This window comes from Methylosinus sp. RM1 (assembly GCF_011378635.1).
Lineage (GTDB): Bacteria > Pseudomonadota > Alphaproteobacteria > Rhizobiales > Beijerinckiaceae > Methylosinus > Methylosinus sporium.
In genome coordinates this window covers 150823-164066 of sequence record NZ_WOVC01000009.1, presented here as the reverse complement: position 1 = coordinate 164066, position 13244 = coordinate 150823, and the positions used below count along the sequence as shown (strand labels likewise).

16 protein-coding genes and 1 other RNA gene are annotated in these 13244 nt (G+C 65.3%); 5 read left to right on the top strand and 12 right to left on the bottom strand.

Annotated elements, in window-relative coordinates; translation table 11 throughout:
* Positions 1 to 255: 255 nt before the first annotated feature.
* From purL to grxD, 3 genes are all read left to right on the top strand, one after another.
* On the top strand, positions 256 to 2451 hold the full coding sequence (gene purL / locus FMZ75_RS08985; RefSeq protein ID WP_166142295.1) for a phosphoribosylformylglycinamidine synthase subunit PurL: 2196 nt from the start codon (positions 256 to 258) through the stop codon (positions 2449 to 2451).
* Between the two features lie 24 nt (positions 2452 to 2475).
* The gene (locus tag FMZ75_RS08980) at positions 2476 to 2706 is read left to right on the top strand and encodes a BolA/IbaG family iron-sulfur metabolism protein (RefSeq protein ID WP_024878416.1); all 231 of its coding nucleotides are present in this window, start codon (positions 2476 to 2478) and stop codon (positions 2704 to 2706) included.
* Positions 2707 to 2782: 76 nt separating this feature from the next.
* Positions 2783 to 3127, top strand: a complete 345-nt coding sequence (grxD, locus tag FMZ75_RS08975; RefSeq protein ID WP_108915750.1) for a Grx4 family monothiol glutaredoxin — start codon at positions 2783 to 2785, stop codon at positions 3125 to 3127.
* A gap of 47 nt (positions 3128 to 3174) precedes the next feature.
* Here the strand turns inward: grxD and FMZ75_RS08970 are convergent, their stop codons facing one another.
* Entirely contained in the window at positions 3175 to 3747 is a 573-nt protein-coding gene (locus FMZ75_RS08970) for an NUDIX hydrolase (protein WP_166142293.1), read from the bottom strand.
* Between the two features lie 10 nt (positions 3748 to 3757).
* Positions 3758 to 4441, bottom strand: a complete 684-nt coding sequence (locus FMZ75_RS08965) for a TlpA disulfide reductase family protein (RefSeq protein WP_166142291.1) — start codon at positions 4439 to 4441, stop codon at positions 3758 to 3760.
* Between the two features lie 22 nt (positions 4442 to 4463).
* Here FMZ75_RS08965 and argH point away from each other — a divergent pair, with 22 nt between their 5' ends.
* The gene (gene argH / locus FMZ75_RS08960; RefSeq protein ID WP_166142289.1) at positions 4464 to 5849 is read left to right on the top strand and encodes an argininosuccinate lyase; all 1386 of its coding nucleotides are present in this window, start codon (positions 4464 to 4466) and stop codon (positions 5847 to 5849) included.
* Positions 5850 to 5986: 137 nt separating this feature from the next.
* On the opposite strand, the gene FMZ75_RS08955 is transcribed toward argH, so the two are convergent.
* The 10 genes from FMZ75_RS08955 to FMZ75_RS08910 all read right to left on the bottom strand — a co-directional run bounded on the left by FMZ75_RS08955 (position 5987) and on the right by FMZ75_RS08910 (position 12680).
* Positions 5987 to 6184, bottom strand: coding sequence for a DUF4169 family protein (locus FMZ75_RS08955; RefSeq protein ID WP_166142287.1), 198 nt, complete (start codon positions 6182 to 6184; stop codon positions 5987 to 5989).
* A 6-nt stretch (positions 6185 to 6190) separates the two neighbouring features.
* On the bottom strand, positions 6191 to 6748 hold the full coding sequence (locus tag FMZ75_RS08950) for an SspB family protein (protein WP_166142285.1): 558 nt from the start codon (positions 6746 to 6748) through the stop codon (positions 6191 to 6193).
* A 45-nt stretch (positions 6749 to 6793) separates the two neighbouring features.
* Positions 6794 to 7165: a transfer-messenger RNA gene (gene ssrA / locus FMZ75_RS08945) on the bottom strand.
* A gap of 112 nt (positions 7166 to 7277) precedes the next feature.
* Entirely contained in the window at positions 7278 to 7622 is a 345-nt protein-coding gene (locus FMZ75_RS08940; protein ID WP_108915832.1) for a helix-hairpin-helix domain-containing protein, read from the bottom strand.
* A gap of 118 nt (positions 7623 to 7740) precedes the next feature.
* The gene (locus FMZ75_RS08935) at positions 7741 to 7917 is read right to left on the bottom strand and encodes a hypothetical protein (protein ID WP_158271732.1); all 177 of its coding nucleotides are present in this window, start codon (positions 7915 to 7917) and stop codon (positions 7741 to 7743) included.
* Between the two features lie 41 nt (positions 7918 to 7958).
* Positions 7959 to 8564, bottom strand: coding sequence for an aminoacyl-tRNA hydrolase (pth, locus tag FMZ75_RS08930; RefSeq protein WP_108915757.1), 606 nt, complete (start codon positions 8562 to 8564; stop codon positions 7959 to 7961).
* 63 nt (positions 8565 to 8627) lie between these two features.
* On the bottom strand, positions 8628 to 9281 hold the full coding sequence (locus FMZ75_RS08925; RefSeq protein WP_108915758.1) for a 50S ribosomal protein L25/general stress protein Ctc: 654 nt from the start codon (positions 9279 to 9281) through the stop codon (positions 8628 to 8630).
* Between the two features lie 196 nt (positions 9282 to 9477).
* A complete protein-coding gene (gene lepA / locus FMZ75_RS08920) occupies positions 9478 to 11283 on the bottom strand; it encodes a translation elongation factor 4 (protein ID WP_166142283.1) in 1806 nt (601 codons plus the stop codon).
* A gap of 161 nt (positions 11284 to 11444) precedes the next feature.
* On the bottom strand, positions 11445 to 12116 hold the full coding sequence (locus FMZ75_RS08915) for a hypothetical protein (RefSeq protein WP_166142281.1): 672 nt from the start codon (positions 12114 to 12116) through the stop codon (positions 11445 to 11447).
* A gap of 231 nt (positions 12117 to 12347) precedes the next feature.
* Positions 12348 to 12680 (bottom strand): Rieske 2Fe-2S domain-containing protein, encoded by a 333-nt coding sequence (locus tag FMZ75_RS08910; protein WP_166142279.1) that lies wholly within the window; start codon positions 12678 to 12680, stop codon positions 12348 to 12350.
* Positions 12681 to 12803: 123 nt separating this feature from the next.
* Here FMZ75_RS08910 and cutA point away from each other — a divergent pair, with 123 nt between their 5' ends.
* Positions 12804 to 13148, top strand: a complete 345-nt coding sequence (cutA, locus tag FMZ75_RS08905; RefSeq protein WP_108915787.1) for a divalent-cation tolerance protein CutA — start codon at positions 12804 to 12806, stop codon at positions 13146 to 13148.
* The last annotated feature ends 96 nt before the right edge of the window (positions 13149 to 13244 follow it).

The following is a 13244-nucleotide window of genomic DNA, read 5'->3' as shown; positions in this document are numbered from 1 at the left end:
ACAATTCTTTCTCTCCAGCTGTGGCTCTTTGGCAACAGGGGAGCAATGGGGCGTCGCTGTTGCCATCGCGCGGCGATCCTATTAATCGAGTGGCGAACCGCCGGATTCTTCGGCCTTTCCGGGCAGAATCGGGGGAATCGCGGCAGATTCGTCGGCAAACGGCCCGCGCGGAGCTCGGCCTAGGCTGCGACGATTTGACTTCCAGGCGACAGAGCCGAAACCCGCTCTCGAAGCGGCGCCGGCGGGGGAGACACAATGCTCGAAGCGGCCTTGGCGCATGGGCTGAAGACAGAGGAATATGAGCGCATTGTCGCGCTGATCGGCCGCGCGCCGAGCCTCACCGAGCTCGGAATATTCTCGGCCATGTGGAACGAGCATTGTTCCTACAAGTCTTCGCGCATTCATCTGCGCAAGCTGCCGACCAAGGCGCCCTGGGTCATCAAAGGGCCGGGCGAGAACGCCGGCGTCATCGACATAGGCGGCGGCGACGCCTGCGTGTTCAAGATGGAGAGCCACAACCACCCGTCCTTCATCGAGCCCTATCAAGGCGCCGCGACGGGCGTGGGCGGCATATTGCGCGATGTCTTCACAATGGGCGCGCGGCCGATCGCCTGTTTGAATCTCCTGCGTTTCGGCCGGCCGGCTCACCCCAAGACGCGGCGGCTCGTCGCCGGCGTGGTCGCGGGCGTCGGCGGCTATGGCAATTCCTTCGGCGTGCCGACAGTGGGCGGCTCGACCGAATTCGACGAATCCTATGACGGCAATATTCTCGTCAACGCCATGGCGGTCGGCCTCGCCCGCGCCGATTCCATTTTCTATTCGGCGGCGGCGGGCGTCGGCAATCCGATCGTCTATCTCGGCTCCAAGACCGGCCGCGACGGCATTCACGGCGCCAGCATGGCCTCCGCCTCCTTCGAGGCCGACGCCGAGGAGAAGCGCCCGACCGTGCAGGTCGGCGATCCTTTCTCGGAGAAGCTGCTGCTCGAGGCCTGTCTCGAGCTGATGGCCTCGGGCGCCGTCATCGCGATCCAGGACATGGGCGCGGCCGGCCTCACCTCCTCGGCGGTGGAGATGGGCGCCAAGGGCAATCTCGGCATAAGGCTCGATCTCGACGCCGTGCCCTGCCGCGAAGAGGGCATGACCGCCTATGAGATGATGCTCTCGGAGAGCCAGGAGCGTATGCTCATGGTGCTGAAGCCCGAGAAGGAGAAAGAGGCCGAGGCCATTTTCGTGAAATGGGGCCTCGATTTCGCGATCATCGGCAAGACCACCGACGATCTGCGCTTCGTGGTCGAGCACAAGGGCGTCGTCGAGGCCGATCTGCCGATCAAGGAGCTCGGCGACGAGGCGCCGGTCTATGACCGTCCCCATGTCCCGACGCCCAAGGCGCCGATTCTGGACGCCGACGCCATCGCCCCCGCTCGCTCGAACCGGGAGGCGCTGTTGGCCCTGCTGGCGACGCCGGACCTCTGCTCCAAGCGCTGGGTATGGGAGCAATACGACCATCTCATTCTCGGCAATACGGTGCGCGCGCCGGGCGGCGACGCCGCCGTGGTGCGCATTCGCGACGAGCGCAAGGGCCTGGTGCTGACCACCGACGTCACGGCGCGCTATTGCGCGGCCGATCCGGTCGAAGGCGGCAAGCAGGCGGTGGTCGAAGCCTGGCGCAATATTTCCGCGCGCGGCGGCCAGCCTCTGGCGCTCACCGACAATCTCAATTTCGGCAATCCCGAAAAGCCCGAGATCATGGGCCAGTTCGTCGGCTGCCTACAAGGCATTGGCGAGGCGGCGCGGGCGCTCGACTTCCCGATCGTCTCCGGCAATGTCTCGCTCTACAATGAGACGCAGGGAACCGGAATTCTGCCGACTCCGGCGATCGGCGGCGTCGGCGTGATATCGGACGTCGCGCTCGCCTCCACCATCGCTCTGCCCGGGGGCGGCAAGACCATTCTGCTCATCGGCGAGACGAAAGGCTGGCTCGGCCAGTCGCTCTATCTGCGCGATCTTTCCGGCCGCCGCGACGGCGCGCCGCCGCCGGTCGATCTCGAGGCCGAGAAGCGCAATGGCGATTTCGTGCGCGCGCTCGTGCTCGAGCGGCGGGCGCTCGCCGTCCATGATCTCTCGGACGGCGGCCTCGCCGTGGCGCTCGCCGAAATGGCCATCGCCGGCGGCGTCGGCGCGACCATAGACAGCCTGCCGAGCGGGCCTGCCCATGCGGTCCTCTTCGGCGAGGATCAGGCGCGCTATCTGGTCGTGGCCGAGCCGGCGGAAGCGGCGGCGATCGAGGCGGATGCGAAGGCCGTGGGCGTCGCGGTTCTCCCTCTCGGCGCCACCGGCGGAAACGAGTTGAATCTCCCTGGTGAGGCGCCGATATTGCTTTGCGACGTACAACATGCGCAGCAGGCGCCGTTGCCGGCCTATATGGCCGGGGACGACAGCGTCTTCGCTTAGAGGCTTTTAGGAGGTCGAAGCGCAATGGCGATGGAAAGAAGTGAAATCGAGCGTCTCATCAAGGCGGCCATTCCCGACGCCGTGATCGAGATCACCGCGCTCGCCGACGACGGCGATCATTGGGCCGCCTCGGTGAAGTCGGAAACCTTTCGCGGCAAGAGCCGCGTGCAGCAGCATCAGATGGTCAACAAGGCTTTCGGCGAGCGCCTCGGCGGCGAGCTGCACGCTCTGGCGCTGACCACGATCGCTCTCTAAAATCGTTTCCACGCCCGGCGGAGCGCGCCGGGCCGCCTGCAACGGAACCTTGAATTCCGCTAGACGAGGTAATCCCATGTCCGACTCCACCACTGCCCAGATCAAGGCTGAAATCGACAGCGCCGACGTCGTGCTGTTCATGAAGGGCACGCCCGCCGCGCCGCAATGCGGCTTCTCCATGCAGGTCTGCCAGATTCTCGGCCATGTCGGCGTTCCCTTCAAGAGCGTCAATGTGCTGGCCGATCCCTTCATTCGCGACGGCATCAAGGCCTATTCGCAATGGCCGACCATTCCCCAGCTCTATGTGAAGGGCGAGTTCATCGGCGGCTGCGACATCACCCGCGAGATGTTCCAGTCGGGCGAGCTGACCGCGCTCTTCGACAAGGAAGGCATTCCGCACGCGCAGACGGCCAAAGCCTGACGTCTCGGTGTTTCTCCCTTCTCCCACGAGTGGGAGAAGGGAGAACCCTAACCGCCGATCTTGACGCCTTTCGTCTGCGCCAAAGCGACGACCAGCAGCCCGACATGCTGGCTGTTGATCATGCCGCCGCCGAGCGCCAACGCCAGCGCCTCCCGCCACGGGATGCGCTCGACGCGAATATCCTCGCCGCTGTCGAGCTTCAGAGGCGCAACCTCTTTCGCGCCCTCGCCAAAGAGGACATGAATCCAATTGGAGTGGGTCGCCGGATTGGGCGAAAGGCGCGCCAAATGTCGTAATGATGGCGCAGCGTGTCCGGTTTCTTCCAGCAGCTCGCGCGCGCCGGCGGCGACCGGGTCGCTCTCATGCGCGTCCAGCTTGCCGCCCGGCAGCTCCAGCGACGCCACGCCCGCGCCATGACGATATTGCCGCACCAGCAGCAGACAGTCCTCCTCGTCCAGAGCGACGACATGGACCCAATCTTCATATTCCAGCACATAATAGGGATCGAGCTGCGCGCCGCGCCGCGTCACGCAATGATCGGCGCGTAGATTGATCCAGCGGTCGCGAAGGAGAGTGCGGGACGATCGCACCTCCCAGGGCCGCAATATTTCGTCGCTCAACAGATCATCCTCAAGGCGTCGTCGGCGTCGGCCGCGAGGAGATTTCCGCCGTGCGCGTCACCAGAGAGCGGCCCTCTTCCGAATCCCAATTGGCCGGGCCCTGCATCAGGCCGATCTGGCAGCCGGAGCCGTCGATGAGAAAGGTCGTCGGCAGGCCCAGCGCCTGGCCGCTCTGGCGCAGCTGGAAGAAGATTTCCGCCTTGGGATCGGCGTAATAGGCGAGATTCTTCGCGCCGATCTCGCCGAGAAAAGCCTTGGGCCGCTCGAGCCTGGAGGTGTCGACATTGATCGTCACCACCTCGAACTTGTCGGAGCCGGCCGCCGCCTGCAGCCGATCGAGCGCGGCCATCTCGCCGCGGCAGGGAACGCACCATGTGGCCCACAGATTGAGCAGCACGGTCTTGCCCTTGAAATCCTCGAGCTTGCGCGGCTTTCCGTCCGGCCCGGTGAAGGTCACTTCGGGCATGGGCTCGGGCGCATTGGCGATCGACATGGCCGCGACCTCGCCCTTGGCGAGCGCCGACACGCGCTGCGAGGTCTCGCGCGAGGCGGCGCAAGCCTGGCTCACCACGCTCGTCTTGCCGCTCCCGCCGCCGTTCACGTATAGAACGCCGGCGACGGCGGCGACGGCGAGAGTCGCGCCCGCGATTTTCGGCAGATTGCCTCGGCTGGAGCTTTCCATCTGGTCGGTCATCGATCCTGTTCCGCGAGGAGTTATGACGAGCAAAATATGGGGGGGCCGCTTTCAGAGCGCAACCGATGCGATCCTGGAGGCGATCAACGTCTCCATCGATTTCGACAAGCGCCTCGGCCCACAGGATGTGCGGGGCTCCCTCGCTCATGTCGCCATGCTGGCCGAAACCGGCATAATCTCGGCCGAGGACGCCGCCGCCATCACGCGCGGTCTAGAACAAATCCGCGGCGAAATCGAGGAGGGGCGCTTCACCTTCTCGCGCGCGCTCGAAGACATTCATATGAATGTCGAGTCGCGCCTCGCCGAGCTCATCGGCCCGGCGGCCGGGCGGCTGCATACGGCGCGCTCGCGCAATGACCAGGTGGCGACCGATTTCCGCCTCTATGTCCGCGACGCGATCGACGACATAGACGCGCAGCTCGCCGATCTCCAGCTCGCCCTCGCCGAGAAGGCGCTGGAGGAAGCGGGCAGCGTGATGCCGGGCTTCACCCATCTGCAATCGGCTCAGCCCGTCACTTTCGGGCATCATCTGCTCGCTTATGTCGAAATGCTGGCGCGCGACCGCGGCCGCTTCGCCGACGCCCGCGCGCGGCTGAACGAATCTCCGCTCGGCGCGGCGGCGCTGGCCGGCACCTCCTTCCCCATTGATCGCGAGAAGACGGCCAAGGTGCTCGGCTTCGCGCGGCCGACGGCCAATTCCTTGGACAGCGTCTCCGATCGCGATTTCGTGCTGGAGACGCTTTCCGCAATGGCGATCTCGGCGACGCATCTCTCGCGTTTCGCCGAGGAGATCGTGCTGTGGACGACCTCGCAATTCGCCTTTGTCGCGCTCTCCGACAAATTCACCACCGGCTCGTCGATCATGCCGCAGAAGCGCAATCCCGACGCGGCCGAGCTGGTGCGCGGCAAGACGGGACGCATCATCGGCGCGCTACAGGCGATGCTCGTGGTGATGAAGGGCCTGCCGCTCGCTTATTCGAAGGATATGCAGGAGGATAAGGAAGGCACATTCGACGCGCTCGACAATTTCGCGCTCTGCGTGGCGGCGATGGCCGGCATGATTCGCGACATGAGCGTCGATCGCCCCCGAATGCGCAAGGCGGCGGGCGCGGGCTACGCCACGGCCACCGACCTCGCCGATTGGCTGGTGCGCGCGCTGAATCTGCCCTTCCGCGAGGCGCATCACGTGACCGGCCGCATCGTCGGAATCGCCGCCGAGCGCAATGTCGGCCTCGAGAAGCTGCCGCTGGCGACGATGCGGGAGGTCGAGCCGCGCATCACCGAGGATGTGTTCAGCGTGCTCGGCGTCGAGAAATCGGTGAAGAGCCGGGTGAGCTATGGCGGTACGGCGCCGGAGAATGTGCGCAAGCAGGCGCGGCGCTGGCTGAAGCATTTGGCGAAGAAGTAAACGTCTGAAGCCGGGCAGTCGGGTGAAGGTTTCCCCACCCTCGCGACGCGGGCGTCTCGAAGGATTGCGGCCGCTCGGCGCTGAAGCATCCTTCGAGGCTTTTTGCTGCGCAAAAAGCGTGTCGCATTTGGCCGGTATTATCGCTCCGGCTCGGATCGCGACCCTTGCAGCCGATGCGCGTCGAGCTTTTCTTTCTCGAGACGCGCTGTCGCTTCGCCGAGCGCTCGCTCGGACTTCACACGCCCATGGGCGAGGCGATTGGCGTCCGCCTCCGCCTCTTTGGCGCGTCTATCCCTGACCTTGCGGGCGCGTCGCAGATTGACGATCTCGCCCATGGCGAATCAGGTCTTTTTGCGGAAGGCGTCGATGGAGACGATTTTGGCGGCCTCGCCGCTCTCCTCCGCAGCAGCGGGCTCCGTCTCCTGACGCTTCTCGCTGCGGGCGGCGGGACGCGGGCCGTGCCGGGGCGGAGCCGCCTCGCCGGCGGGCTGCGGCCGGGCGGGAAAACGGGTCGGCTCCTCTTCGCGGGCGGGGGCGAGCTCGTCCACCTCCCATTTGAGGCCGAAATCGACGGAAGGGTCGGAGAAGACCGTCACCGCATCGAAGGGCACATAGAGCTGCTCGGGAATGCTGCGGAAGGACAGGCCCACCGAAAAGCCGCGCTCGTCGACGAGGAGATTGGAATATTGATGCTGCAGGATGATGGTCATCTCCTGCGGCCATTGCTCGGCGAGGCGCTTGGAGATTCTGACCCCCGGCGCCTTGGTGCGGAAGCTGATGGTGAAATGATGATCGCCCGGCAGACGGCCGGCCGCCGCCGCATCGGCGAGAACCTTGCGCATGACGCCGCGCAGCGCGTCCTGGACGAGAAGATCGTATCTGATGAGGTCGGTGGACATGACGCTCGCCGAGAACCCCTGTTCGCTCTGCCCCGTCGGGACGAAAGTGGAGGCTTCTGTTGCCAGGCGCCTCCGAGCCCCGCCTAGAAGTGCAACCCCCTAGGGCTTGAATCCCAGTACCTTCACTGCATTACGCAGCGACGGCCACCGGAGCATAGTTGTCGTTGGCAACTATAAGGTTTGACCCGATAACGGCGGTATCATGCCGAGCGAAAAAGCACCCTTTACGCCCTCGTCGATCCTATTTCGCCCCCGCCACAAGCCGCGACGTGAAGATTTCGCGTGACGGCCTCTGGTGGAGGCGCCGGGTACCGCCCCCGGGTCCGATAGGTTTATTACGGAGTTCGTTTATCGCCATAGCCGCCCCGAGAGGCGGCAGCTCACAATATACGCATTAAGGGACGATGCGGAAAGGGGCTGCGCGCAAAGCTTCGTCGATCTCCCCGACTTTCTGCACGGACGCCGAAAACGCCCGCCGAGGATCGGCGGGCGTTTCGCGAGCTGGCTCGGGGAGATCGCCGGGCTCGGATCAGTTGTGCTTGGGCGCGTCCTTGACCGTCAGCCCGTCCTTGACCTGGGCGAACAGCGCATCGGTCAGAATGCGGTTCTTCACCAGCTCATCGGTGGATTTATAGGGCCGGCCCTTCACGATCGCCTCGGCCAGAGTGTGGGTGAGGCCCTTGACGGCGGAGAGCTGCTCCACCGTGGCGGCGTTGATGTCGAGCGGCGCGGAGACGGCGACGACCTGCTTGACCGGGGCGGCGACGGTGGAGGCGGGGCCCGCCGGGGCCTTGGCGGCCGGGGCGGTCGCGGTCTGGGCGAAAGCCGGAGCGGAAGCGAAGAGGGCGATGGCGAGAATGGCGTTGGTCTTCATGATGGCTGTCTCCTTGGACCGGGACATTTCCCCGATCGACGAACGCATCATGCCGGCGCCCCGCTGAACCCGTTTTGAATGCGGCGTTCAGCTGAAATTCAGCCGCCGAGCCCGGGCTTCATTTGCTCTTCAGGCAGGAGACCGCCGCCGGCAGGCAGGCCGCGCCGACCATGGAGCAGGCCGCCGAGCCATCCTCCAGCCGGGCGCAGACGAGGCAGCCGTCGGTCCATTCGAGGCAGGACGGATGATCCTCGCCATAGGCTTGCGACGGCTTTTCCTCCACGGCGAAGGCCATGTTCGCGCAGAAAAACGCGAGGGCGAAGGCCGCGCGCGCAATCACGCTTCGCCCACGCGCTTGGGCGCGGCAAAGCCCGCGGCGTCCATGGCGAGATGAATCTTGTTCTGCAGGCCGGCGTCGTCGCCCTTGGCGATCAGCGCCGCATTGTCGGCCAGCGCGCCGCAGAGCGCCTTCACCCAGGGTTCCTCGCTCTTCGCGAAATCGCCCAAAACGTAAGAATGCACGCGGGCCTTGTCGCCCGGATGGCCGATGCCGAGCCGCATACGCTTGAAATCCTGCCCGATGTGGGCCCCGATGGAGCGCAGCCCATTATGGCCGGCCGCGCCGCCGCCGATCTTCACGCGGCATTTGGCGGGGGCGAGATCGAGCTCGTCGTGAAAAACGACGACATCCGACAGCGCGATCTTGTGAAAGCGCAGCGCCTCGCCGACAGAGCGGCCCGATTCGTTCATATAGGTCTGCGGCAGCAGCGCCAGCACGCGCTCGCCGGCGATGGTCCCCTCGCGGACGAGGCCCTGGAAGCGGGAGCGCGGCGCGGAAAAGCCATGGGCGTCGGCGATCTTCTCGACCGCCATGAAGCCGATATTATGCCGGTTCCCGGCATATTCGCGGCCGGGATTGCCGAGGCCGACGAAGAGCAGCATGGCCGATTGGCTCCGTGCCGAAACAAGCGGGCGATCGGCGGCCTGCGCCGATCGCCCGTCTCGTTACTTCTTCGCGGGAGCGGCCTTGCCGCCCTTGCCCTTGACCGGAGCCGCGGCGGCGGCCGCAGCGGCCGCGATCTCCTCGGCCGTGATCACCGGCGGCGCGATCGACGCCACGGTGAAGTTCTTGTCGGGATTGGTCGGCTTGCAGTTCGGCGGCAGGGTGAACGCCGAGATCTGCAGCGAATCGTTGAAGTCGAGCCCGGTGAGATCGGCGGTGATGGCGTCGGGGATGTTGTCCGCCGGCACCCACATCTCGATCGCGTGGAAGACGATGTTGAGCGAGCCGCCGCGCTTGAGGCCCGGAGCCGCGTCATGATTGACGAAATGCACCGGCACGTCGACGCGCAGGCGCGAGCCGGCCTTCAGGCGCAGAAAGTCGACATGCAGCGGGAAGTCCTTGACGACGTCGAGCTGATAGTCGCGCGGAATGACGCGCTCGGGCTTGCCGTCTATGTCGAGCTCGAAGATCGTCGTGAGGAAATGCCCGGCGTAGATGAGCTTGGTCAGCTCTTTTTTGTCGAGCGACAGCGGCGTCGGCGCCTCGCCGCCGCCATAGACGACTCCTGGTATACGGCCCTCACGGCGAACGCTGCGGGCGGCCCCCTTGCCTGTCCCGCTGCGCACCGCGGCCGCGAGCTTCTTGATCTCGGCCATTTCGGTGTCCTTTTTTAAAAGAGAAAGCGCGCCTTTCGCCTCCAGGGGTGTCGGATGCCGGCGCGCCGCTGGCTTATAGGCGAGGGCCAATTTGGTGGCAAGGCTCGGGGCGCCGTATGAAGGGTTCGGTTTCCGGCGCCTTTCCGATCACTCGCCCGTGCATTTCCATTCGTGACACGCGCCAGAGACCGCGTCCCTAGTCTTCCATCTTCAGCGCGGCGATGAAGGCTTCCTGCGGAATCTCCACGCGGCCGAACTGGCGCATCTTCTTCTTGCCTTCCTTCTGCTTCTCGAGCAGCTTGCGCTTGCGGGTCGCGTCGCCGCCATAGCATTTCGCCGTCACATCCTTGCGGAAGGCGCGCACGGTCTCGCGGGCGATGATCTTGCCGCCGATCGCCGCCTGAATCGGCACTTGGAACATATGCGGCGGGATCAGCTCCTTGAGCTTCTCGCACATTTGCCGGCCGCGCGAATCGGCGCGCGTGCGATGCACCAGCATGGACAGAGCGTCCACCGGCTCGGCGTTCACCAATATGCTCATCTTGACGAGATCGCCGACGCGATAATCGGTGATGTGATAGTCGAAGCTGGCGTAGCCCTTGGAGATCGACTTCAGGCGATCGTAGAAGTCGAACACCACCTCGTTGAGCGGCAGGTCATAGACCGCCATGGCGCGCTTGCCGACATAATTGAGATCGATCTGCACGCCGCGCCGATCCTGACAGAGCTTCAGCACGGCGCCGAGATAATCGTCCGGCGTCATGATGGTCGCACGGATCCAGGGCTCGAGAATCTCGTCGATCTTCACCACATCCGGCATGTCGGCCGGATTGTGCAGCTCGATCTCCTCGCCATTGGTCAGCTTGATCTTATAGACGACCGAAGGCGCCGTCGCGATGAGATCGAGATCGAACTCGCGGCGCAGACGCTCTTGAATGATTTCGAGATGCAGCAGCCCCAAGAAGCCGCAGCGGAAGCCGAAGCCGAGCGCCGCGGAGGTCTCCATCTCGTAAGAAAAGCTCGCGTCATTGAGGCGCAGCTTGCCGATGGCGGCGCGCAAATCCTCGAAATCGGCGGCGTCCACCGGGAAGAGGCCGCAGAACACGACCGGCTGCGCCGGCTTGAAGCCCGGCAGCGGCTCTGCGCATTGCTTTTTGTCTTCGGTGATGGTGTCGCCGACGCGCGTGTCGGCCACCTGCTTGATCTGCGCGGTGATGAAGCCGACCTCGCCGGGGCCGAGTGAGGCGACGTCCAGCATCTTGGGCTTGAACACGCCGATCTTGTCGACCTCGTAATGGGCGTTCGTGCCCATCATCAGAATCTTCTGGCCCTTGCGCATCCGCCCATCGATGACGCGCACCAGCACGACGACGCCGAGATAGGCGTCGTACCAAGAATCGACCAGCATCGCCTTGAGCGGCGCCTCCTCGTCGCCCTGCGGCGGCGGCAGGCGGGTGACGATCGCCTCCAGCACATCGGGAATGCCGATGCCGGTCTTGGCGGAAATGAGCACGGCGTCGGCGGCGTCGAGGCCGATGACGTCCTCGATCTGTTGCCGGATGCGGTCGGGCTCGGCCGCCGGCAGATCGATCTTGTTCAAGACCGGCACGATCTCATGGCCGGCGTCGAGCGCCTGATAGACATTGGCGAGCGTCTGCGCCTCGACACCCTGGCTGGCGTCGACGACGAGCAGCGAGCCTTCACAGGCCTTCAGCGAGCGCGAGACCTCATAGGCGAAGTCGACATGGCCGGGCGTGTCCATGAGGTTCAGGACGTAATCCTTGCCGTCCTTGGCCTTGTAATCGAGGCGCACGGTCTGCGCCTTGATGGTGATGCCGCGCTCGCGCTCGATATCCATGGAATCGAGCACCTGCTCGACCATATCGCGCGCGGCGACGGTCCCCGTCGCCTGGATCAGCCGGTCGGCGAGCGTCGACTTGCCGTGGTCGATATGCGCGACGATGGAGAAATTGCGGATATTGTCGATTTTGCGCGTCGTCATGGCGGCGGGGATAGCAGCGCCGGGGAGCGAAGGGAAGCGGATTTGACAGAAGCGGGCGGGCTCTGCTCCGGTCTCGGCCCCGATCTCGAGGACGCCGAAAGCGAAACGACGCGCATCCCGGGAAGGCGCGCGTCGTCCGCTATCGGCTCGAGGGAGAGCGATCAGCTCTGCTTGTATCTCGTCTCGATCTCGTGCTTCGCCTTGGCGTAGAGTTCCAGCGCGCGCGGCTTGGCCCATTGATAGGCCTCGACGAGGCGCGGGGCGAGCCAGCGCAGGAAGCTCGCGGTCAGCCGGCCGGCGGTCGCGGTCGCCTCGACGATGCGGTCGAACCAGGGCAGCGCCGCATGGCCCTCCGGGATTTTCGCGCGCGTCCAGGCGACGGCGGCGATGGTCTTCTCGCGCGCGTAATCGCAGAAGACGACCAGCGGATCGGGCGAGCCGGCGGCGGCGAGCCTGTCCTTCAAATAGGCGATCTCGGCGCTCGCCTGCGCGGCCAGCACGGCGGCTTTCTCCTTGGCGCCATGGGCGGCGCCGAGCTCGGCGCGCAGAGCGTCGAGCTCGGCGCTCAGCCGATCGCGATGCAGGACCGCGCCGTCACGCTCGCCGGCGACGGCCGAAACCGCTCTATCCTTCTCCTCCGTCGCGGCGGCGAGTTCCGCGCGCGCGGCTTCGAGATCCTTCGCCAAAGCGCTCGCCTTGGTGATGAGCTCGATCTTGTCCTTGGCGTGGCGATCACGCTCGGCGGTCATCGCCTCGAGCTGCGCGTCCAGGCTCACGGCGTCGGCGCCGCTCGAAGCCTCCTCGGGGACGGGGGGCTGTTCGGACAGGTTCATCTCCTACCTCTCTTCGTGGCCTAGAGACGCATCCGGCGCGAAACATAGAGAATTTTGTCGATTCGGCAAAAGCAGAATCTTCTCCTCGCGCGGGCGCGCCCGCTCACGGCCGATCTCGTCGATCTGCGCGCGCCGAACGGCGCCTAGCGCTCGGCGCAATGAGATCAACCGCTTGTGAAATTCACCCCGTTCGCGACGCCGTACGGGGCCGATCGAGTCCGCGCCGCCCGCTCACCGCTCGGCGAAGAGGGGCGCGACGCCGTCCGTATCTATATAGACCACGCCGTCCTCGATCTTGACCGGATATTCGGCGAGCCGGCTTTCCTGAGGATGGATCGGATCGCCGGTGCGCAAGTCCCAGGTCCAATTATGCAGCGGGCAGGTGAGCACCTCGCCGTCGAAATCGGCGGTGTCCAGCGGCGCATTGGTGTGCGGGCACACGCCCTGGAAGGCCTTGATTTCCCCGCCGAAGGCCCAAGCGAGGATGATCACATGGGAATCGGCGATGACGAGCCGCATTTCCCCTTCGAAAACAGTGTCTTCCTTGCAGACCCTGGTGAACATGTCCTTTTGTCTCCGGATGTAGCCGCGGGTCGGCGGCCGCTCGCCTCGCGCCCAGCAAGAAAAGCGCCGAATGGCGGCCCGCCGCGTTGATTTCGGCCCGAGGCGCGCCCATAGTCACGCCCCGTGAGCGCGAAAGAGCCGAAATTCTGCGTCGTCCAGACGACGATCGACGATGAGGCGGGCGCCGAGCGCATCGCCCGCGCCCTGCTCGCCGCCAAGCTCGCCGCCTGCATCCAGATTTTCCCCATTCGCAGCTTCTACCAGTGGAATGGCGAAACCCGCGCCGATCCCGAATTTCTCGTGCAGGCGAAAGCGCGGACCGAGGATTTCCAGGCGCTCGCCGCCGCCATTCGCGCCGCGCATTCTTACGAGGTTCCGGAAATATTGCGCCTCGACGTTTCCGCCGGCGATCCGGCCTATCTCGATTGGGCCGCGCGCGCGACGGCGCGGGACGCCGCCGCTCGCTGATCCGCGACCGATACTGCGAGCCCAGTTTCACGCAAGCCTCTCCCGGCAAAGATCGTCGCGCCGGCCGCGGCCGCGCCGCCGCGCCTCGGGCCGGCT